This window comes from Variovorax sp. Root411 (assembly GCF_001425205.1).
Classification (GTDB): domain Bacteria; phylum Pseudomonadota; class Gammaproteobacteria; order Burkholderiales; family Burkholderiaceae_C; genus Variovorax.
Genome location: NZ_LMDW01000020.1, coordinates 274,444 through 295,156 on the forward strand (window position 1 = coordinate 274,444; position 20,713 = coordinate 295,156).

Below are 20,713 nucleotides of genomic sequence, written 5' to 3' on the forward strand. Positions count from 1 at the left end.
GGAGAAAGAAGAACATGTTCAAGAAGATCCTGATCGCCAACCGCGGTGACCAGCCGCGTAGCGGCGCAGCGACGAAGTCAAATTGCACGGCACGCGAAGCGTGCGGCGGTTTCACCGCGGAGACCACAAATGTTTAAGAAGATCCTGATCGCCAACCGCGGTGAAATCGCCTGCCGCGTGATTCAAACGGCCAAGAAGATGGGCATCCTCACCGTCGCCGTCTACTCTGACGCCGACAAGGAAGCCCGCCACGTCGAGCTGGCCGACGAGGCCGTGCACATCGGCGCCGCACCGAGCCGCGAGAGCTACCTGCAGGCCGACCGAATCATCGCGGCCTGCAAGAAGACCGGCGCCGAGGCGGTGCACCCGGGCTACGGCTTCCTGTCGGAGAACGAAGCTTTCGCGCGCAAAGTCGAGGAAGAGGGCATTGCCTTCATCGGGCCGAAGCACTATTCGATCGCCGCCATGGGCGACAAGATCGCCTCGAAGAAGCTCGCGAATGAGGCCAAGGTCAACACCATCCCGGGCTGGAACGACGCCATCGAGACGGCCGAGCGCGCCGTCGAGATTGCCAAGGACATCGGCTACCCCGTGATGATCAAGGCCTCGGCTGGCGGCGGTGGCAAGGGCTTGCGTGTGGCCTTCAACGACAAGGAAGCTTTCGAAGGATTCACCTCGTGCCGCAACGAGGCGCGCAACAGCTTCGGCGACGACCGCGTGTTCATCGAGAAATTCGTCGAGGAGCCGCGTCACATCGAGATCCAGGTGCTGGGCGATTCGCACGGCAACGTGATCTACCTGAACGAGCGCGAGTGCTCCATTCAGCGGCGCCACCAGAAGGTGATCGAGGAGGCGCCTTCTCCTTTCATCAGCGACGAGACGCGCAAGGCGATGGGCGAGCAGGCGGTGCAACTGGCCAAGGCCGTGAACTACCAGAGCGCGGGCACGGTGGAGTTCGTGGTCGGCAAGGACCAGAGCTTCTACTTCCTCGAGATGAACACGCGCCTGCAGGTGGAGCATCCGGTCACGGAGTGCATCACGGGGCTGGACCTGGTCGAGCTGATGATCCGCGTGGCGGCCGGCGAGCAGCTGCCGCTCACGCAGGGGCAGGTGAAGCGCAACGGCTGGGCCATCGAATGCCGCATCAACGCCGAAGACCCGTTCCGCAGCTTCCTGCCTTCGACCGGCCGCCTGGTGAAGTTCCAGCCGCCCGCCGAGACCATGTTCGCGAGCGACACCGAGCACCTGAACGGCGTGCGCGTGGACACCGGCGTGTACGACGGCGGCGAGATCCCGATGTATTACGACTCGATGATCGCCAAGCTCATCGTGCACGGCAAGGATCGCCAGCATGCGATTGCCCGCATGCGCGAGGCGCTCAATGGCTTCGTGATCCGCGGCATCAGCAGCAACATCCCGTTCCAGGCGGCGCTGCTGGCGCATCCGAAGTTCGTGGCGGGTGATTTCAACACGGGCTTCATCGCCGAGCACTACGGCAAGGGCTTCCATGCGGAAGACGTGCCGCACGCCGATCCGTCGTTCCTGGTGGCACTGGCCGCCTATGTGCATCGCCGCTACCGCGCGCGCGCATCGGGCATCAGCGGGCAGCTCGAAGGCCACGGCGTGAAGGTGGGGGAGCAGTTCGTGGTGGTCGAACTGGGGCCGGAGGGCAAGCATGTGCACCATCCGGTCTCGGTCACCGACTTCCATGGCAAGACCGGTGCGAGCGCGGTCGCCGTGGGCGGCAAGAACTACAAGATCGACAGCGGCTTTGCGCTCGGCGCCATCCGCGTGCAGGGCACGGTCAACGACCGGCCCTTCACCGCGCAGGTCGAGCGCGGGGCCGGCAAGAACCCGCTGGCGCTGCGCGTGTCGCACGACGGCACGCAGATCGAGGCGATGGTGCTGTCGCCGCTGGGCGCGCGCCTGCTGGAGCAGATGCCCTACAAGGCACCGCCGGACCTGAGCAAGTTCCTGATGTCGCCGATGCCGGGGCTGCTGGTCGAAGTGTCGGTGCAGCCGGGGCAGCAGGTGCGTGCCGGTGAGAAGCTGGCCGTGATCGAGGCCATGAAGATGGAAAACGTGCTGTTCGCTTCGCAGGACGGCGTGGTCGGCAAGGTTTCGGCGGGCAAGGGCGAATCGCTCGCCGTCGATCAAATCATTCTGGAGTTCAACTGATGGGTGCCAACGACTTGCAACAGACGATCACGATGCACCGGCCCGCAAAGCCGGTGACGCCGCAGGGCCCGTGGTCCGTGGAGGCGATCCAGGCGCTGCTCGACAAGCCGCTGATGGACCTGCTGTTCGAGGCGCAGACGGTGCACCGCGAGCACTTCCCGGCCGGCGACATCGAACTGGCTACGCTGCTGTCGGTGAAGACCGGCGGCTGCCCGGAGAACTGCGGCTACTGCCCGCAGTCAGCCGAGTTCGATACCGGCGTGAAGGCGCAGAAGCTCATGGAAGTCGACGAGGTGGTGCGCGCCGCGCAGGCCGCAAAGGACGCCGGCGCCACGCGCTTCTGCATGGGCGCCGCATGGCGCGCGCCCAAGGACCGCGACGTGGAGAAGGTGGCCGTGCTGGTCGAGGCCGTGAAGGGCCTGGGCCTGCAGACCTGCGCCACGCTCGGCATGCTGGAGCCGCACCACGCGCACCAGCTCAAGGCCGCGGGCCTCGACTACTACAACCACAACCTCGACACCGCGCCCGAGTACTACACCGACGTGGTCGACACGCGCACCTACCAGGACCGGCTCGACACGCTGGCCCATGTGCGCAGCGCCGGCATCAGCGTGTGCTGCGGCGGCATCGTGGGCATGGGCGAGCAGCCGGTGCACCGCGCGGGGCTGATCGCGCAGCTGGCCAATCTGAACCCGTACCCCGAGTCGGTGCCGATCAACAGCTTGGTGCGCGTGCCCGGCACGCCGCTGGCCGACTCGGAGCCGGTCGATCCCTTCGACTTCGTGCGCATGATCGCGGTCGCGCGCATCACCATGCCGACCGCGCGCGTGCGGCTGTCGGCCGGGCGCCAGCAGATGGGCGATGCGGTGCAGGCGCTGTGCTTCATGGCGGGTGCGAACTCGATCTTCTACGGCGACAAGCTGCTCGTCACCGGCAACCCCGACGTCGAAGCCGACACGGTGCTGCTGCGCAAGCTCGGGCTCAATGCGCGTCAGGTGCAGGAAACAAGCGAAGAAGGATGCGCCGCATGACCACACGTCCGTTCAAGGTGCTGGGCATCCAGCAGATCGCCATCGGCGGGCCCGACAAACTGCGCCTGCAGAAGCTGTGGGTCGACATGCTGGGGCTCGAAGTCACAGGCACCTTCAAGAGCGAACGCGAGAACGTCGACGAGGACATCTGTTCGATGGGCAGCGGGCCGTTCAAGGTCGAGGTCGACCTGATGCAGCCGCTGGACCCCGAGAAGAAGCCCGCCGTGCACACCACGCCGCTCAATCACGTGGGGCTTTGGATCGACGACCTGCCCAAGGCCGTCGAGTGGCTCACGGCGCAGGGCGTTCGCTTTGCGCCGGGCGGCATCCGCAAGGGCGCGGCGGGCTTCGACATCTGCTTCCTGCATCCGAAGGCGAGCGACGAGTTTCCGATCGCGGGCGAGGGCGTGCTGATCGAGATGGTGCAGGCGCCGCCCGAGGTAGTGGCCGCCTTCAGCGCGCTCGCCGCTACGCGTTGAGCACTTTCCTGATCGGCGGTTTCACGTCCGAACGCCGAGGCGGCAGCATTGGCTGGTGCTCGCGCGCCGGGTTCAGGATGATCGAGGTTGCCGTCTCGGTGAGGATGCAGAACTTGGTGACCACCGCATCGAGGTGGCTCACGTCGATCACCGCGATCTCCAGGATCCAACTGTCGTCTCCGGTCACGTTGTAGGCATTGACGCATTCGGGCGTCTGCTGCACCAGTTCGACCACGCGCGCATAGTCGGCGCGGCCCACGCGGATGATCGCGCGGATGCCGTAGCCGAGCTTGCCCAGGTTCACCGTCGCGCGGTAGCCGCTGATGACGCCTGCCGCTTCGAGCTTCTTCACGCGCTCGGTCACGGCGGGCTGGCTCAGGTGCACGCGGCGGCCCAGTTCGGCCATGGTCAGGCGCGCGTCGTTCTGCAGTTCGGCGAGGATGCGGGTGTCGTGGGCGTCCAGCGCGGGGTTCAAGGAAAAGTCCATGCAACTCCTTCAAATCGACGGTTTGACGAGGGCAGAACCATGAATTTTGCATGGCTGCCGGGGAATGGCTTTCATACCATGAGCGGCATTCCACACCAAGAAAAAACACCCTCCACATGCCGACCCTCGCTTCTCCCGCCCAAGCCGCACCCATTGCTGCGCGCCCTGGGCTGCCGCCGCTGCTGTGGCTCTGCCTCGCCGCCACGTGGGTGGTCTGGGGCTCGACCTACCTCGCGATCAAGTACGCCCTGATCAGTTTTCCGCCGTTTTTGCAGATGGGCTCGCGCTTCCTGTTCGCGGGCGCGCTGCTGGCGCTGTGGATGCGCTGGCGCGGCGCGCCGTGGCCATCGCTCGCGCAGTGGCGCAATGCCTTTGTCGTCGGCGCGCTGATGCTCGGCGGCGGCATGGGCGGCACGGCGAATGCCGAGGTGTCGATCGGCTCGGGGCTGGTGGTGGCGTTCATCGCGGTGATCCCGCTGCTGATTGCGCTGATGAACCTGATCTGGGGCGTGAAGCCGTCGCGGCTGGAGGCTGCTGGCATCGCGCTCGGCCTCGTCGGCGTGCTGATGCTGACGCAGGGCAGCGGTTTCCGTTCCTCGCCCGAGGGGCTGATCGCCATCTGCATCGCCTGCGTCTGCTGGTCGCTGGGCAGTGTGCTGAGCCAGCGCAGCCTGCCGCTGGCGCCCGGCGCGATGGGCTTTGCGAGCGAGATGCTTTGCGGCGGCCTGGTGCTGATGGGGCTTGCCGCGATCTCCGGCGAAACAATGAACTGGCCGCTGCAGCCAGAAGCGATCGCCGCGTGGATCTACCTCGTGGTGTTCGGTTCGCTGATTGCCTTCAACGCCTACATGGTCCTGCTCGCGAAGGCGCCTGCTGCACTGGCGGCGAGCTACACCTTCGTCAATCCGGTGATCGCGATGCTGCTGGGCGTGTGGATCGCCAACGAGACGGTCACTCGCTTCGAGTGGTACGCCGTGGCCGTGGTGTTGGCCGGCGTGTTGCTGATGCTCTTCAAGCGCCGGGGCGGCGCCACACAGCAAGGGTAGCGGCGAGCAGCCACATGCCGGCCGCGCAACCGCGGTTCATGGCCTTGAGGCCGCGCTGCGAGAGAAAGCGCACGGCCTGCGTGCCGGCCGACGCATAGGCCAGCATCACGCAGGTGTCGAGTGCGACGAACACCGTGCCAAGCAGCAGGTACTGCGGGCCTTGCGGCTTCGCGATGTCGATGAACTGCGGCAGGAAGGCAGCGAAGAACAGCACCGTCTTCGGATTCGACAATGCCACCGCGAGGCTGCGCATCAGCGCAACGCGGCCCTGTGGCCGGACCTCGAGCGGCGACTTGGCCAGCGCGGTGCGCAGGTCGGTTGCCTCGCTGCGCCAGAGCTTGGCGCCCAGCCACACGAGGTAGACCACGCCGGCCACGCGGATGGCATTGAAGAGCCACTCCGAAGCTGCGAGCAGCGAGCCCAGCCCGAGCGCGACGACGGCGATCAGCGTGACGCTGCCGAGCGACGCGCCGGCAATGCCCCAACTTGCACGGCGCATGCCGCCTTCGATGCCGTTGGACAGCGCCAGCAGCATCGTCGGCCCCGGAATCAGGGCCAACGCGAGCGAGGCGACGATGTAGATGAGCAGGGTGTCGAGCGTCATGGCTTGGTGGTGGCCGGCGGGCGTTGTTGCGAGGCGGCGCGGGCACGCGCCAGTGCGGCTTCGACGATGGCGCGCTTGCGGGCGCCGGCGTCTTGCAGGGCTTCGGGTTCGGGCGCCTTGTCGGCCAGCCGCGCATCGGTGTTGCGGTGCCGGCCATGCACCTCGTAGCGGCGCCGCGCGCTGGCAGCCTGTTCAGTCGACCAGGCCTGCCAGCCACTGAGGCCGGGCGTCTCGACTTCGAGCGAGATGCAGTCGACGGGGCAGACCGGAATGCACAGCTCGCAGCCCGTGCAGTGGGCTTCGATCACGGTGTGCATCCGCTTGTTGATGCCGACGATGGCGTCGGTGGGGCAGGCGTCGAGGCATAGCGTGCAGCCGATGCACCAGGCTTCGTCGATGACCGCCATGGCGCGCGGGCCTTCGGTGCCGAATTGGGCATCGAGGGGAAGGGCGGCGCGGCCGGTGAGTTGCGCGAGCCGCTCGATGCCTTCGGCACCGCCCGGCGGGCACTGGTTGATGCCGGCCTCGCCGCCGGCCACGGCCTGGGCGTAGCCTGCGCAATCTGGGTAGCCGCACCGTGTGCACTGCGTTTGAGGCAGTGCGTCGTTGATGCGTGCGGCGAGCCCGTCCATGGGGTGAAGCTGCGCGCGCTTCAGCGCGCAGCCGGCTTCTTCTTCACGGCCACGGTCGCGGCCTTCTTCACTGGAACTTTCTTGGCCGCGACGGCGGCCGTCTTGCGCTCCGGCTTGATCGTGTCCTCGGCTGCGAGGCCGCCGCGGTTGCCGGAACGGCTTTGCGGCTGGTCATTGGCCGCGATGAACTTCAGCACCTTCGGATAGACCAGTTCGCGCCAGCGGCGGCCGCTGAAGATGCCGTAGTGGCCCGCGCCCTTGACTTCGTAGTGCTCGCGCTTGTCGTCGGCGATGCCGGTGCACAGGCTGTGCGCGGCTTCGGTCTGGCCCGAGCCCGAGATGTCGTCGAGCTCGCCTTCGACGGTGAGCAAGGCGGTGGAATGGATGTCCTGCGGATGTACGCGCTCCACCTGGCCCTTCGGGTTCCTGACGTCCCAGGTGCCATTGACCAGGTTGAACTCCTGGAACACGGCGCGGATCGTCTCGAGGTAGTAATCGGCGTCCATGTCGAGCACGGCGTTGTACTCGTCGTAGAACTTGCGGTGAGCCTCGGCGCTGGCGTCGTCGCCCTTGATCAGGTCCTTGAAATAGTCGTAGTGGCTGCTGGCGTGGCGGTCGGGGTTCATTGCCACGAAGCCGGTGTGCTGCAGGAAGCCCGGATAGACCTTGCGGCCAGCGCCCGGGAAGCTTTGCGGCACGCGGTAGATCACGTTGTTCTCGAACCACTCGAAGCTCTTGTTCATCGCGAGGTTGTTGACCGCGGTGGGCGACTTGCGCGCATCGATGGGCCCGCCCATCATGGTCATGGTCAGCGGCAACTGCTCGCCGCGGCTGGCCATCAGCGACACGGCCGCCAGCACCGGCACCGTCGGCTGGCACACGCTCACCACGTGGCAGTTGCCGTATTCCGCCTGCAGGCGGCGGATGAACTCCTGCACGTAGTTGATGTAGTCGTCGAGGTGGAACTCGCCTTCCGACAGCGGCACGAGGCGCGCGTTCTTCCAGTCGGTGATGTAGACCTTATGGTCCTGCAGCATGGTGCGCACGGTGTCGCGCAACAGCGTGGAGTAATGGCCCGACAGCGGCGCCACGATCAGCACCACGGGTTGGCTCTTGAGCGTCTTGAGAATGTGCGGCTCGTCGGTGAAGCGCTTGAAACGGCGCAGCTCGCAGAACGGCTTGTCGAGCTCGACGGCCTCCTGGATCACCACATCTTCACCGTCGACCTTCACCGACTTGATGTTGAACTCGGGCTTCTCGTAGTCCTTGCCGAGGCGGTAGAGCAGGTCGTAGCCCGCGGCCATGCGCTGGGCCATGGGCACCTGGCCCCACACGGCGCCCTGGCCGTAGAGCTTGGAGGCCGCCTGGGCGAAGTCCGAGAAGGGCTCCATCAAGGAACGCTGGGCTTCGTAGAGTTGGTAGAGCATCGCGGGTGTTGGAGTGGAATGTTGCGGTGCAATATATCAGCGCCATCGGCAGGGCGCAGGGGGCCTTACCCTACGTAGATCCCCCGCCGGGGCCGTTTTTCACCAAATGTGAAGGAATTGTCGTGAAACGAATTTCCTCACATCTAGCTGACGGTCAGATGACCTTGGCAATCGACGCGCAGACGTAGTCGATGTTCTTGCTGTTGAGCGCGGCCACGCACATGCGGCCGGTGTCGGTGCCGTACACGCCGAACTCATTGCGCAGGCGCACCATCTGGTCCTTGGTCAGGCCCGAGTAGCTGAACATGCCGATCTGCGTGGTGATGAAGCTCATGTCCTGCTTCACGCCGGCGGCCTTGAGGCCGTCGACCAGCTTCTGGCGCATGGCCTTGATGCGCACGCGCATCTCGCCCAGTTCCTTTTCCCAGAGCGCGCGCAGTTCGGCATTGCTGAGCACTGCAGCCACCACTGCGCCGCCGTGGATTGGCGGGTTGCTGTAGTTGGTGCGGATGGCGATCTTGAGCTGCGACAGCACGCGGCCCGCTTCTTCCTTGCTTTCGCACAGCACCGACAGGGCGCCCACGCGTTCGCCGTACAGGCTGAAGCTCTTCGAGAAAGAGGTCGATACGAAGAAGGTCAGGCCGGCATCGACGAACTTGGCGACGGCAGCGCCGTCTTCCTTCAGGCCGTAGCCGAAGCCCTGGTAGGCCATGTCGAGGAAGGGCACGAGGCCCTTGGCCCTGACGGCGGCGACCACCTGGTCCCACTGGGCCGAGGTGATGTCGTAGCCAGTCGGGTTGTGGCAGCAGGCATGCAGCACGACGACGGTGCCGGCCGGCGCCGCGTTCAGGGCGGCCAGCATGCCGTCGAAGGTGATGCCGCGCGTGGCCGCGTCGTAATAGGGGTAGCTTTCGACTTCGAAGCCCGCGTTGGTGAACAGCGCGCGGTGGTTTTCCCAGCTCGGGTCGCTGATCAGCACCTTGGCGTTGGGGTTGAGCTTCTTGAGGAAGTCGGCGCCGACCTTCAGGCCGCCGGTGCCGCCGATGGCCTGGATGGTGGCCACGCGGCCCGAGGTGACGGGTTCGCTGTCGGCGCCGAAGACCAGCGCCTTCACGGCGTTGTCGTACGCGGCAATGCCGTCGATCGGGAGATAACCGCGCGCCGTGGGCGCTTTCATCATGTTCTGCTCGGCCGCCTGCACGCACTGGAGCAGGGGCAGCTTGCCGTTGTCGTCGTAATAGACGCCGACGCCGAGATTGACCTTGCTGGGGTTGGTATCGGCCGCAAATTGCTCGTTGAGGCCGAGGATCGGGTCGCGCGGTGCCATTTCGACCGCGGTGAACATAGACATGGAAAGGTCCTTTGGGATGAAAGCTTCGCTGCAACCGGAGGAGGCTTTATCCTTTCCGGTTGCCTTGAATTTTACCGGCGCGAGCGCCACCTGTCGGGAACAGCCATGCCAGAGAACAACGAAGCCATAGCAGACCTGAAGAAACTGGACCCGATCGGGCCAGCGAAACAGGGGGAATTCGTCCGCTATCCGGGCTCGCCCTTCGAGCTTTTTCAGCCTTATCCGCCGGCCGGCGACCAGCCCACGGCGATCGAGGGGCTGGTCGAGGGTGTGATCGACGGCGAGGTGTTCCAGACCCTGCTGGGCGTGACCGGCTCGGGCAAGACCTACACCATGGCCAACGTGATCGCCCGGCTGGGCCGCCCGGCCATCGTGTTCGCGCCCAACAAGACGCTGGCGGCGCAGCTCTACAGCGAATTCCGCGAGTTCTTCCCGAAGAACGCGGTCGAGTACTTCGTCAGCTACTACGACTACTACCAGCCCGAGGCCTACGTGCCGCAGCGCGACCTGTTCATCGAGAAAGACTCGTCCATCAATGAGCACATCGAGCAGATGCGCTTGTCGGCCACCAAGAGCGTGCTGGAGCGGCGCGACACGGTGATTGTGGCCACGGTGAGCGCCATCTACGGCATCGGCACGCCCGAGGACTACATGGAGATGCGGCTGATTGCCCGTGTCGGCGACAAGGTCGGCCAGCGCGACCTGATCTCGCGGCTGATCCGCATGCAGTACCTGCGCAACGAGCAGGACTTCGCTCGGGGCACCTTTCGCGTGCGGGGCGACACCATCGACGTGTTTCCGGCCGAGCACAGCGAACTGGCGATCCGCTTCGAACTGTTCGACGACGAGATCGAGTCGCTGCAGCTCTTCGACCCGCTGACGGGGCGCATCCGGCAGAAGGTGCCGCGCTTCACCGTGTACCCGTCGAGCCACTACGTGACGCCGCGCGACAAGGTCATGGCGGCGGTGGAAACCATCAAGATCGAGCTGGGCGAACGGCTCAAGGAGCTGGTGGGCGCGGGCAAGCTGGTCGAGGCGCAACGGCTGGAGCAGCGCACCCGTTTCGACCTCGAGATGCTCGCCGAGATCGGCCACTGCAAGGGCATCGAGAACTACACGCGCCACCTCTCGGGCGCTGCGCCGGGTGAGCCGCCGGCCACGCTGACGGACTATCTGCCGAAGGACGCGCTGATGTTCCTCGACGAGAGCCACCAGATGATCGGCCAGCTCGGCGGCATGTACAACGGCGACCGGGCGCGCAAGACCACGCTGGTCGAATATGGTTTTCGCCTGCCGAGCGCGCTGGACAACCGTCCGCTCAAGCTCGAGGAGTTCGAGACCCGCATGCGCCAGTGCATCTTCGTCTCGGCCACGCCGGCGCAATACGAGAAGGACCATGCCGGCAACGTGGTCGAACAGCTGGTTCGGCCCACCGGGCTGATCGACCCCGAGGTCGAGGTGCGACCGGCGACGCATCAGGTTGACGACGTGCTGGGCGAGATCCGCATCCGCGTCGAGAAGCACGAGCGCGTGCTCATCACCACGCTGACCAAGCGCATGGCCGAGCAGCTGACCGACTACCTGGGCGACAACGGCGTCAAGGTGCGCTACCTGCACAGCGACGTCGACACGGTCGAGCGGGTGGAAATCCTGCGCGATCTGCGCCTGGGCACTTTCGACGTGCTGGTGGGCATCAACCTGCTGCGCGAGGGGCTCGACATTCCGGAGGTTTCGCTGGTGGCGATCCTGGACGCCGACAAGGAAGGCTTCCTGCGCGCCGAACGTTCGCTGATCCAGACCATCGGCCGGGCGGCCCGCAACCTGAACGGCAAGGCCATCCTGTATGCCGACCGGATGACAGAGTCGATGAAAAAGGCCATCGGCGAAACCGAGCGCCGCCGCGCCCGACAGATCGCCCACAACGAAGCCAACGGCATCACGCCGCGCAGCATCGTCAAGCAGGTGCGCGACCTGATCGACGGCGTCTACAGTGAGAAGACCGGCAAGGAAATGGCCAAGCTCGACCTCGAACGCGCCAAGGTCGAGGACATGAGCGAGAAGGACATCGCCCGGGAGATCAAGCGGCTCGAAAAGCAGATGCTGGAACACGCCCGCAACCTCGAATTCGAGAAGGCGGCCCGGGTGCGCGACCAACTGGCGCTGCTGCGGGAGCAGGCATTCGGGGCGTCGGGCAGTGACAACATCGCGATCCTGCCGCAGTAGGCGGGACGCGCTAGTTCGGAGTTCGCATTCTTCAAGCGAACCGCGCTGGGGTTTACCCCAGCGCGGTTCAGGGCCTTCTGCTATACTTGACCGAAATACTCAACAACAAAAAAGAACTTCGCGATGAAGGACCGACTCCCACCGGCTGGTTCACCAGCGTCAGGGATCGGGCAGGGCGGAGACGAAGTCACCGCGGTCCAGGCCACGGTGTCATTTCAACGGTAAGCACTTGAAGGAGCTTGCGATGCGTCTCACTACCAAAGGCCGTTTTGCGGTCACGGCAATGATCGATCTGGCGCTGCGTCAGAACACCGGTCCGGTCACGCTGGCCGCGATCAGCCAGCGGCAGCAGATTTCGCTGTCGTACCTCGAACAGCTGTTCGGCAAGCTGCGCCGCCACGAGCTTGTCGAGTCGACCCGCGGCCCCGGCGGCGGTTACAGCCTCGGTCGCAAGGCTGTGGATATCACCGTGGCCGACATCATTGTTTCCGTCGATGAGCCTATCGATGCCACTCAGTGCGGCGGCAAGGAAAACTGCCTGGGCGAAGCCGGCCGCTGCATGACGCACGAACTCTGGGCCTCGCTGAACCAGCGCATGGTCGAGTTCCTCGATTCCGTCACCTTGCAGAAGCTGGTCGACGACCAGATCGCCAAGGGCGTGCAGATCGAGAACAAGCCGGTCGTCAAGCGTGCCATCTCGGCGCAGCCGGTGGTCAAGCCGATTCGCGTGAATGCGCCGAATTCGGTGTTCGCCCTCGGCAACGCCTTCGCCAAGTCCTGAGACCTGATTTCAGGCGGCGCCTCCGGGCGCCAGCACGAGCAGCCCAGATCAAAAAACAACCCCCCGCCAGCACGAGCCAGCCATGGACGTAACTCCTCATTTCCCGATCTATCTCGATTACGGCGCGACCACGCCGGTCGACCCGCGTGTGGTCGACGCCATGATTCCCTGGTTGCGCGAACACTTCGGCAATCCGGCATCGCGCAGCCATGCCTGGGGCTGGGAGGCTGAAGAGGCGGTCGAGAAAGCGCGCGGCCAGGTGGCTGAGCTGATCAACGCAGATTCTCGCGAAATCGTGTGGACCTCGGGCGCTACCGAGTCGATCAACCTCGCGCTTAAGGGCGCGGCCCACTTCTACAAGGGCAAGGGCAAGCACCTGATCACGCTGAAGACCGAGCACAAGGCCGTGCTCGACACCATGCGTGAACTGGAGCGCCAGGGCTTCGAGGTTACTTACCTCGACGTCGAGGAAAACGGTCTCGTCGACCTCGAGAAGTTCAAGGCGGCCATTCGTCCCGACACCATCCTGGCCAGCGTGCTGTTCGTGAACAACGAGATCGGCGTGATCCAGGACGTGGTAGCGCTCGGCAATGCCTGCCGCGAAAAGGGCGTGATCTTCCACGTCGATTCGGCCCAGGCCACCGGCAAGGTCGAGATCGACATCACGAAGCTGCCCATCGACCTGATGAGCCTGGCTTCGCACAAGACCTACGGCCCCAAGGGTATCGGTGCCTTGTACGTGCGCCGCAAGCCGCGCATCCGCCTCGAGGCGCAAATGCACGGCGGTGGCCACGAGCGCGGCATGCGTTCGGGCACCCTGCCGACGCACCAGATCGTCGGCATGGGCGAGGCCTACCGCATCGCCAAGCTCGAGATGAAGGACGACATCGCCCATGCGACTCGCCTGCAGAAGCGTCTGCTCGACGGCCTGAAGGACGTCGAACAGGTGTTCATCAACGGCGACCTCGAGCACCGCGTGCCGCATAACCTGAACATGAGCTTCAACTACGTCGAAGGCGAGTCGCTGATCATGGGCATCAAGGGCCTGGCGGTGTCGTCGGGTTCGGCCTGCACTTCGGCCAGCCTCGAGCCCAGCTACGTGCTGCGCGCCCTGGGCCGCAGCGACGAGTTGGCCCACAGCAGCCTGCGCATGACCATCGGCCGCTTCACGACCGAAGAAGAAATCGACTACGCCATTTCGACCATCAAGCACAACGTTGCCAAGCTTCGCGAGCTGAGTCCCCTGTGGGAGATGTTCCAGGACGGCGTCGACATCAGCACGATCCAGTGGTCGGCCCACTGATACAGGGCAGCCCAAGGCTCCACGATTGAACAAAGTTTGAGAGGTACACCATGGCATATTCTTCCAAGGTCATCGACCACTACGAAAATCCCCGCAACGTCGGCTCCTTCGAAAAGGGCGACGACTCGGTAGGCACCGGCATGGTCGGCGCGCCGGCCTGCGGCGACGTGATGAAGCTGCAGATCAAGGTCAACCCCGAAACCGGGGTGATCGAAGATGCGCGCTTCAAGACCTACGGCTGCGGCTCGGCCATCGCCTCGTCGTCGCTCGTGACTGAATGGGTCAAGGGCAAGACGCTGGACGAAGCGGCTGCGCTCAAGAATGCGCAGATCGCCGAAGAGCTGGCGCTGCCGCCCGTGAAGATCCACTGCTCCATCCTGGCCGAAGACGCGATCAAGGCCGCTGTGAGCGACTACAAGGCCAAGCACGGCGTCAAGACCGCCGAGTCCGCTGCCGAAGCCGTCCACTGACATGGCCGTTACGCTGACCGAAGCCGCTGCGCGACACGTCACCCGCTACCTCGGCAAGCGAGGCAAGGGCGTGGGCGTGCGGCTGGGCGTGAAGACCACGGGCTGCTCGGGCCTGGCCTACAAGCTCGAATACGTGGACGAGTTCACGCCTGAAGACGTGGTGTTCGAAGACCACGGCGTGAAGGTGCTGGTCGACCCGAAGAGCCTGGCCTACATCGACGGGACGCAGCTCGACTTCGTGCGCGAAGGCCTGAACGAAGGCTTCAAGTTCATCAACCCGAACGAGCGTGATCGCTGCGGTTGCGGGGAAAGTTTTCGCATTTGACGCGTCGTCGCTGAGCGCGACCACAGCCGCCACCATGTCATGTGCTGGCGGTTTTTTCTTGCCATGAACCTGAACGACACCGACTTTCAACTGTTTGCCGTCCCGGCGACTTTCGCGCAGGACCGCGCCGTGCTCGACGCGCGCTGGAAAGAACTGCAGCGCGAGGTTCACCCAGACCGCTTTGCCGCGCAGGGAGCCGCGGCGCAGCGCGTGGCCATGCAATGGTCGGTGCGCATCAACGAGGCCTACCATCGGCTCAAGGACCCGATCCGCCGCGCCAGCTACATCTGCGAATTGCACGATGCGCCGCTGAACACCGAGAACAACACCGCGATGCCGCCGGAATTCCTGATGCAGCAGATGGAGTGGCGCGAGGCGCTCGATGAGGTCGAGGGCACCGCCTCGCTCGAGAAGCTGCAGGCCGAGGTCGAGACCGGCCGCGCCCGCGCACTTTCGTCCCTCGACTGGCTGATCGACGAAAAAGGCGACTACCCCGCCGCCGCACAACAGGTGAGAGCCCTCATGTTCATTGAGCGCTTCGGACAGGACGTCGAAGCCAAATTCGATCAATTGGGACAATAAGGGCCATGGCTCTCCTTCAGATTTCCGAACCCGGCCAGGCGCCCGACCCGCATCAGCGCCGCATCGCCGTGGGCATCGACCTTGGCACCACCCATTCGCTGGTGGCCGCGGTGCGCAACGGCGTGGCTGAATGCCTGCCCGACGACCAGGGCCGCGTGCTGCTGCCTTCAGCGGTGCGCTACCTTGAAGGCGATCGCCGCCAGATCGGCTTCGACGCAGCGGCCGCGCGCGCGCAGGACCCCGCCAACACCATCACCTCGGTCAAGCGGCTCATGGGCCGCGGTCTCGCCGACATCGCGAACCGCGACGCCATGTCGTACCGCATCGGCGGTGATGACGGCGGCATGGTGAAGGTGCAGACCTTGGCCGGCGAGAAGTCGCCCGTCGAGATCAGCGCCGAGATCCTGGCCACGCTGCGCTTCCGCGCCGAAGACACCTTCGACGACGAGCTCTACGGCGCCGTCATCACCGTACCGGCGTATTTCGACGAAGGCCAGCGCCAGGCGACCAAGGACGCCGCGCAGCTGGCCGGCCTCAACGTGCTGCGACTGATCAGCGAGCCCACCGCCGCCGCCATCGCCTACGGCCTGGACAACGCCAGCGAGGGCGTCTACGCGGTTTACGACCTGGGCGGCGGCACCTTCGACATCTCGATCCTGCGGCTCACTCAGGGCGTGTTCGAGGTAATTGCCACGGGCGGCGATTCCGCCCTCGGCGGCGACGACTATGACCACGCGCTGGCCGGCTTCGTGCTCGCCCAGACGGGCCTGCACGCCGGCAGCGATGCCGACAAGGCGGCGTTGCTGGTTGCCGCGCGGGCCGCGAAAGAGGCGCTGACCGATTCGGAATCCACCGTCTTCCGCGCGGAAGTGGCAGGCGCAACCGCCAGCCTCGACCTGACGCGCGAGCAGTTCTACACCGCCACCCAGCCGCTCACCGACCGCACCATCGCCGCCGTGCGCAAGGCGCTGCGCGACGCGAAGCTCAAGCCCGACGACCTGAAAGGCATCGTGCTGGTCGGCGGGTCCACCCGCATGCCTCAGGTCCGGCGTGCCGTTGCCGATTTCTTCGGCCGCGATCCGCTGGTCAACCTGAATCCCGACGAGGTCGTGGCGCTCGGTGCTGCCATCCAGGCCAACCAGCTGGCCGGCAACAACGGTGCGGGTGAGCTGTTGCTGCTCGACGTGATTCCGCTGTCGCTTGGCATCGAGACCATGGGCGGCCTGGTCGAGCGCATCGTGCCGCGCAACCAGACCATTCCGACTGCGATGGCGCAGGACTTCACGACCTATCAAGATGGTCAGACGGCGATGACGCTGCACGTGGTGCAGGGCGAGCGCGATCTCGTGTCCGACTGCCGCAGCCTCGCGCGCTTCACGCTGCGCGGCATTCCGCCGATGGTGGCCGGCGCGGCACGCATCCGCGTGACCTTCACGGTCGATGCCGACGGCCTGCTCAGCGTGAGCGCGAAGGAGCAGGGCAGCGGCGTCGAAGCCAGCGTGGCGGTCAAGCCGTCGTACGGCCTGTCGGACGACCAGATCGCGACCATGCTGCAGGAAAGCTTCTCCACCGCGCAGCAGGACATGCAGGCCCGCGCGCTCGTGGAAGCACGCGTCGACGCCGACCGCATGCTGCTCGCCACGCAGAGCGCGCTCGATGCAGACGGCGACCTGTTGAACGTTGAAGAGCGCGCGGTCATCGACGCATCGATGGCGCAGTTGCGCGAGACCGCCAAGAGCAGCAACGAGGCCGCCGCCATCGAAGCGGCCACCAAGAAGCTGGCCGACGACACCGAGGCCTTCGCCGCCCAGCGCATGAACGCGGGCATTGCGCGCGCGCTTGCCGGGCGCAAGGTCGAATCTCTCTAGAACAACAACATGCCCACGATCAAGATCTACCCGCATCCCGAGTATTGCCCGCAAGGCGCCGAGATCACCGCGCCGGCCGGCACCTCGATCTGCGAGGCCCTGCTCGACAACGACATCAACATCGAGCACGCGTGCGAGATGAGCTGCGCCTGCACCACCTGCCACGTGATCGTGCGGGAGGGCTTCAACTCGCTCAACGAAGCGGAAGAGGGCGAGGAAGATCTGCTCGACCGTGCCTGGGGGCTGGAGCCGCAGTCGCGCCTGAGTTGTCAATCGATCCTGGCGCAGGAAAATGTGACTATCGAGATTCCCAAGTACTCGATCAACCACGCCAAAGAGAATCATTGAAAGAGCCAACGTATGTCGCGCCAGATCGTCCTCGACACTGAAACCACCGGCCTTTCCGCCGAGAACGGCGACCGCGTCATCGAGCTTGGCTGCGTGGAGCTATTTGCCCGCAAGCTCACCGGCAATGACCTGCACATCTACTTCAACCCCGAGCGCGAGAGCCATGAGGACGCGCTCAAGGTCCACGGCCTGACGACCGACTTCCTGCGCGACAAGCCGAAGTTCGCCACGCTGGCCAACGACATCGTCGAATACCTGCGCGATGCCGAGCTGATCATTCACAACGCGGCCTTCGACGTCGGTTTTCTCAACAAGGAATTCGAGCGCGCCGGTTTGCCGCTGCTGCGCACCTTCGTCGGCGAAGTGACCGACACGCTGGCCATGGCCAAGCAGGTCTACCCGGGCAAGCGCAATTCGCTGGATGCGCTGTGCGACCGCTTCGGCGTCGACCGCTCCAACCGCACCTTCCACGGCGCCAAGCTCGACGCGCAGCTGCTGGCGGACGTCTACATCAACCTCACGCGCGGCCAGGATGCGCTGCTGATCGACGTGGCCTCGAGCGAGCCCGCGCAAGGCACCACCGTGGTGGCCATCGACCTGAGCCAGTTCGATCTGCCGGTGATCGTGGCGGCCGAGCACGAACTGACCGCGCACGAGGCGGTGTTGGTGCAACTCGACAAATCGAGTGGCGGCCGCACGCTGTTTCGGGAAAACAGCTGAAAAGCTATGGCATAATCTGAGGCTTCGCACAACGCGATACGTTTTCAAGGCGCTGAGGTCGAACAGCAGCGTTTCGGGGCGGTTAGCTCAGGGGTAGAGCACAGCATTCACACTGCTGGGGTCGGAGGTTCGAAACCTCCACCGCCCACCAAAATCAAAAAGCGACCTGGATTTCCAGGTCGCTTTTTTGTTGCGCGTTTTCTTCTGGATCCACTGAGCGCCGAACAGGTCGCGGTTCTCCGGAATGCCTGGCGCGCGGCCAATGAGCTGTCGGTCCGCACCGACGGCAAGTGCAGCCAAGGGCCGTTTGAACTTTCCATGCCGGAGTTCTAGAACCAATGGGAAAGGAGCGCCACCATGGCCACCCATCCCGACCTTCCGACACCTGTCACACCGGATCTGCCCGTCGAGCCCGACGAAGGGCCGAGCACGCCACCCGACGAACCTACCGATCCCGAGCCGCCACCCTCCGTGCATTGAATTCCGCGCGTGGGCCGCGCTAAGCTCGCGCGATGGAAGAAATTGATTGCGCCGTCATCGGCGCCGGTGTGGTGGGGCTGGCAGTGGCGCGCGCCTTGGCGCTCGCCGGCCGGGAGGTGCTGGTGCTCGAGTCCGAACGTGCCATCGGCACGGGCACGAGTTCGCGCAACAGCGAGGTCATTCATGCGGGCATCTACTACCCAGAGGGCTCGCTGAAGGCGAAGCTTTGCGTCGAAGGGAAGGAACTGCTGTACGCCTACGCGGCGGAGCGCGGTGTGCCGCATCGGCGCTGCGGCAAGCTCATCGTGGCGACGTCGCCAGGACAGGCGGACCAGCTCGAAGCCATTCGGGTCAAGGCTGCGGCGAACGGTGTCGGCGACCTGGCGATGATGACCGCGCAGCAGGCCATCGCGCTGGAGCCGCAACTTCATTGCGTCGCGGCGCTGCATTCGCCGAGCACCGGCATCGTGGACAGCCATGCGCTCATGCTGAGCCTGCTCGGCGACATCGAGAACTCAGGCGGCATGCTGGCACTGAAATCGCCAATCACGCGCGCCGAATGTGGCGATGGGACTGTCGTCCTGATCGCGGAGGACGGCACGGCGTTGCGTTGCCGTAGCGTGGTCAATGCGGCAGGTCTCGGCGCGCCGTCGCTGGCACGGCGATTCGAGGGCCTGCCGTCTTCGGCGGTGCCCAAGGAATACTTCGCCAAGGGCAACTACTTCACCCTGTCGGGCCGGGCGCCGTTCGGGCGCCTCGTCTATCCCGTGCCCGAGCCGGGCGGATTGGGCGTGCACCTCACGATCGACCTGGGCGGCCAAGCCAAGTTCGGGCCCGACGTGCAGTGGGTGTCCTCGCCTGACGACCTGGTGGTGGACCCCACGCGCGGCGACGATTTCTATGCCGAGGTGCGCAAGTACTGGCCCGCGCTGCCCGACGGTGCCTTGATCCCGGGCTATGCGGGCATGCGGCCGAAAATCTCTGGCCCGGGCGAGCCGGCGGCGGACTTCATGATCGACGGACCCGACTCGCATGGCGTGCAAGGACTGGTCAATCTCTTCGGTATCGAGTCGCCGGGCCTCACGAGCAGCCTGGCCATCGGGCGGCACGTCGCGCGCCTGCTGGCGGACGAATGAAGCGCGCTCGTGCGCAATGAAGTGGCATCTCGCGCCAAAGTCTGCACATCTGTCGCGCCTGAGGGCCTTTTGTGCCTGTAACATGACAGGACGCCATCGCTGGCGTGAAAGCCGCCGGCGCGGTGCCGGTGTCATCAATGGAGGAAAGATTCCAATGAGTGCATCCCAAAATCTTGAAGCAGCGGCCGAAGACATCGCAAGCGACGTGCGCGGCGTGCTGGCAAGCAAGGACCTGGATTCGGTTCCCCACATCAAGGCGCTGCGCCAGCGCATCGACACCAAGCTGGCCATCGCCCGCGAACTAGCGGCCGAGAAGAGCAAGCTCGCCGCCAAGAAGGCCCGCGAAGCGGCCAATTCCGCCAACGCCTACGCCCATGACGAACCATGGCAGATCGCCGGTGCTGCACTGGCTGTCGGCGTGCTGGTGGGCCTATTGCTTGGCCGCCGCTGACCTGAGCATTCGCCGCCGCAGCATCGTTCGCCCAGACATGGCCGGAGCCAGCCCATGAGGCTGTCGTCCCTGTTCGGGCTGAACGCCCGGATTCGGCGGCTGCGCATCGCCGCCGCCGAAGGCGCGCTGGCGGCTGAAGACCGGGTGCAACTGCTGCACATGGCCTGGGAGGACGAGAAGCAGCGTCTCAAGTTGATGCTCGTTTTCAGTCTGGCCGTGCTGGGGCTGACCACGGTCACGGTGGCCCTGCTGTCCGTGGCGGTGGTGGTTCATTTCTGGGAAACGCCATATCGCATCACTGCCGCATGGTCCGTGGCGGGCGTGTGGATCGTGCTCTGGCTGGCGGCCGCCGTCGGCTTGCTGCTGACGTTGCGTAATGCATCCAACGCCTTCGTGCCGGCGCGCCGCGAGTTCGAACGCGACTGGGACTGGGTCCAGGACCGCTTCGGGCTGGGCAAGGACCCGGAGCAGGACGAAGGAGCACCGCGCCCTCCACGTCCCGCCACGCGCGAGGAACTGCTGGCGCGCATGGACCGCCAGCGCCAACGCATCGCGACGATGCAGGGCGGACGCGAGGCGCAGCCGGCAGACGGTTCGGGTTCGGGCGAGGGCGAAGCGCCTCCGCCCAACGAATCGGCCCCCGCTGCCGCACTGCGCATCGCGCGTGCGCATCCAGTGGCCACCGGCGTTGTTGCCGCCGTTGCTGTGGTGGTGGTCCGGCCGAAGCGGCTGTTGCGCTGGGCCGCGGTCATCGCGCCAATACTCTGGCGCATGCGCTGAACGAGAAGAAC

General features: G+C 65.3%; 23 protein-coding genes and 1 tRNA gene. 19 read left to right on the plus strand and 5 right to left on the minus strand.

Annotation, left to right across the window (positions count from 1 at the left end; translation table 11 throughout):
• Positions 1–14: 14 nt before the first annotated feature.
• Genes ASC92_RS29575 through ASC92_RS25775 form a run of 4 tightly spaced genes read left to right on the plus strand, consistent with a single transcriptional unit; the run spans position 15 to position 3,688 of the window.
• Positions 15–137, plus strand: coding sequence for a hypothetical protein (locus tag ASC92_RS29575; RefSeq protein WP_268810483.1), 123 nt, complete (start codon positions 15–17; stop codon positions 135–137).
• Complete coding sequence (accC, locus tag ASC92_RS25765) at positions 130–2,178, plus strand: acetyl-CoA carboxylase biotin carboxylase subunit (protein ID WP_056521553.1); 2,049 nt, start codon at positions 130–132, stop codon at positions 2,176–2,178. Before ASC92_RS29575 ends, accC begins: the two co-directional genes overlap by 8 nt.
• Positions 2,178–3,209: a biotin synthase BioB gene (bioB, locus tag ASC92_RS25770; protein ID WP_056521557.1), complete on the plus strand. Its 1,032-nt coding sequence runs from the start codon at positions 2,178–2,180 to the stop codon at positions 3,207–3,209. The genes accC and bioB overlap by 1 nt, the downstream gene beginning before the upstream one ends.
• Complete coding sequence (locus tag ASC92_RS25775) at positions 3,197–3,688, plus strand: VOC family protein (protein WP_056521560.1); 492 nt, start codon at positions 3,197–3,199, stop codon at positions 3,686–3,688. Before bioB ends, ASC92_RS25775 begins: the two co-directional genes overlap by 13 nt.
• Here ASC92_RS25775 and ASC92_RS25780 read toward each other — a convergent pair.
• The gene (locus ASC92_RS25780; RefSeq protein ID WP_056521564.1) at positions 3,678–4,175 is read right to left on the minus strand and encodes an Lrp/AsnC family transcriptional regulator; all 498 of its coding nucleotides are present in this window, start codon (positions 4,173–4,175) and stop codon (positions 3,678–3,680) included. The two genes, ASC92_RS25775 and ASC92_RS25780, sit on opposite strands and share 11 nt — an antisense overlap.
• A gap of 116 nt (positions 4,176–4,291) precedes the next feature.
• On the opposite strand from ASC92_RS25780, the gene ASC92_RS25785 reads away from it, so the two are divergent.
• The gene (locus tag ASC92_RS25785; protein ID WP_056521567.1) at positions 4,292–5,221 is read left to right on the plus strand and encodes an EamA family transporter; all 930 of its coding nucleotides are present in this window, start codon (positions 4,292–4,294) and stop codon (positions 5,219–5,221) included.
• On the opposite strand, the gene ASC92_RS25790 is transcribed toward ASC92_RS25785, so the two are convergent.
• The 4 genes from ASC92_RS25790 to ASC92_RS25805 all read right to left on the minus strand — a co-directional run bounded on the left by ASC92_RS25790 (position 5,187) and on the right by ASC92_RS25805 (position 9,235).
• On the minus strand, positions 5,187–5,825 hold the full coding sequence (locus tag ASC92_RS25790) for a LysE family translocator (RefSeq protein ID WP_056521570.1): 639 nt from the start codon (positions 5,823–5,825) through the stop codon (positions 5,187–5,189). The genes ASC92_RS25785 and ASC92_RS25790 overlap by 35 nt on opposite strands.
• Positions 5,822–6,457 (minus strand): RnfABCDGE type electron transport complex subunit B, encoded by a 636-nt coding sequence (locus ASC92_RS25795; protein WP_056521573.1) that lies wholly within the window; start codon positions 6,455–6,457, stop codon positions 5,822–5,824. The genes ASC92_RS25790 and ASC92_RS25795 overlap by 4 nt, the downstream gene beginning before the upstream one ends.
• Before the next feature lie 20 nt (positions 6,458–6,477).
• Positions 6,478–7,884: a polyhydroxyalkanoate depolymerase gene (locus tag ASC92_RS25800; protein ID WP_056521577.1), complete on the minus strand. Its 1,407-nt coding sequence runs from the start codon at positions 7,882–7,884 to the stop codon at positions 6,478–6,480.
• A 154-nt stretch (positions 7,885–8,038) separates the two neighbouring features.
• Positions 8,039–9,235 (minus strand): amino acid aminotransferase, encoded by a 1,197-nt coding sequence (locus ASC92_RS25805; RefSeq protein ID WP_056521580.1) that lies wholly within the window; start codon positions 9,233–9,235, stop codon positions 8,039–8,041.
• A gap of 105 nt (positions 9,236–9,340) precedes the next feature.
• Here ASC92_RS25805 and uvrB point away from each other — a divergent pair, with 105 nt between their 5' ends.
• From uvrB to ASC92_RS25870, 14 genes are all read left to right on the plus strand, one after another.
• Entirely contained in the window at positions 9,341–11,458 is a 2,118-nt protein-coding gene (uvrB, locus tag ASC92_RS25810; RefSeq protein WP_056521582.1) for an excinuclease ABC subunit UvrB, read from the plus strand.
• Between the two features lie 244 nt (positions 11,459–11,702).
• The gene (gene iscR / locus ASC92_RS25815; protein ID WP_056521586.1) at positions 11,703–12,239 is read left to right on the plus strand and encodes a Fe-S cluster assembly transcriptional regulator IscR; all 537 of its coding nucleotides are present in this window, start codon (positions 11,703–11,705) and stop codon (positions 12,237–12,239) included.
• An 82-nt stretch (positions 12,240–12,321) separates the two neighbouring features.
• On the plus strand, positions 12,322–13,542 hold the full coding sequence (locus tag ASC92_RS25820) for an IscS subfamily cysteine desulfurase (RefSeq protein WP_056521588.1): 1,221 nt from the start codon (positions 12,322–12,324) through the stop codon (positions 13,540–13,542).
• Between the two features lie 50 nt (positions 13,543–13,592).
• On the plus strand, positions 13,593–14,012 hold the full coding sequence (gene iscU, locus ASC92_RS25825) for a Fe-S cluster assembly scaffold IscU (protein ID WP_007828189.1): 420 nt from the start codon (positions 13,593–13,595) through the stop codon (positions 14,010–14,012).
• A gap of 1 nt (position 14,013) precedes the next feature.
• Positions 14,014–14,337: an iron-sulfur cluster assembly protein IscA gene (gene iscA, locus ASC92_RS25830; protein WP_007828190.1), complete on the plus strand. Its 324-nt coding sequence runs from the start codon at positions 14,014–14,016 to the stop codon at positions 14,335–14,337.
• 63 nt (positions 14,338–14,400) lie between these two features.
• Positions 14,401–14,919, plus strand: a complete 519-nt coding sequence (gene hscB, locus ASC92_RS25835) for a Fe-S protein assembly co-chaperone HscB (protein ID WP_056521590.1) — start codon at positions 14,401–14,403, stop codon at positions 14,917–14,919.
• A gap of 5 nt (positions 14,920–14,924) precedes the next feature.
• On the plus strand, positions 14,925–16,787 hold the full coding sequence (gene hscA, locus ASC92_RS25840; protein ID WP_056521594.1) for a Fe-S protein assembly chaperone HscA: 1,863 nt from the start codon (positions 14,925–14,927) through the stop codon (positions 16,785–16,787).
• 9 nt (positions 16,788–16,796) lie between these two features.
• Positions 16,797–17,135: an ISC system 2Fe-2S type ferredoxin gene (gene fdx, locus ASC92_RS25845; protein ID WP_007828193.1), complete on the plus strand. Its 339-nt coding sequence runs from the start codon at positions 16,797–16,799 to the stop codon at positions 17,133–17,135.
• A gap of 12 nt (positions 17,136–17,147) precedes the next feature.
• Positions 17,148–17,855 (plus strand): DNA polymerase III subunit epsilon, encoded by a 708-nt coding sequence (dnaQ, locus tag ASC92_RS25850; protein WP_056521597.1) that lies wholly within the window; start codon positions 17,148–17,150, stop codon positions 17,853–17,855.
• Between the two features lie 76 nt (positions 17,856–17,931).
• Positions 17,932–18,006 (plus strand) — tRNA-Val (locus ASC92_RS25855).
• Between the two features lie 206 nt (positions 18,007–18,212).
• Positions 18,213–18,335: a stereocilin gene (locus ASC92_RS28355; protein ID WP_082519726.1), complete on the plus strand. Its 123-nt coding sequence runs from the start codon at positions 18,213–18,215 to the stop codon at positions 18,333–18,335.
• 32 nt (positions 18,336–18,367) lie between these two features.
• On the plus strand, positions 18,368–19,471 hold the full coding sequence (locus ASC92_RS25860) for an NAD(P)/FAD-dependent oxidoreductase (protein ID WP_056521601.1): 1,104 nt from the start codon (positions 18,368–18,370) through the stop codon (positions 19,469–19,471).
• Positions 19,472–19,625: 154 nt separating this feature from the next.
• Positions 19,626–19,922, plus strand: coding sequence for a glycine zipper domain-containing protein (locus ASC92_RS25865; protein WP_007828200.1), 297 nt, complete (start codon positions 19,626–19,628; stop codon positions 19,920–19,922).
• A gap of 54 nt (positions 19,923–19,976) precedes the next feature.
• The gene (locus tag ASC92_RS25870) at positions 19,977–20,702 is read left to right on the plus strand and encodes a phage holin family protein (RefSeq protein WP_056521604.1); all 726 of its coding nucleotides are present in this window, start codon (positions 19,977–19,979) and stop codon (positions 20,700–20,702) included.
• Positions 20,703–20,713 lie beyond the last annotated feature (11 nt).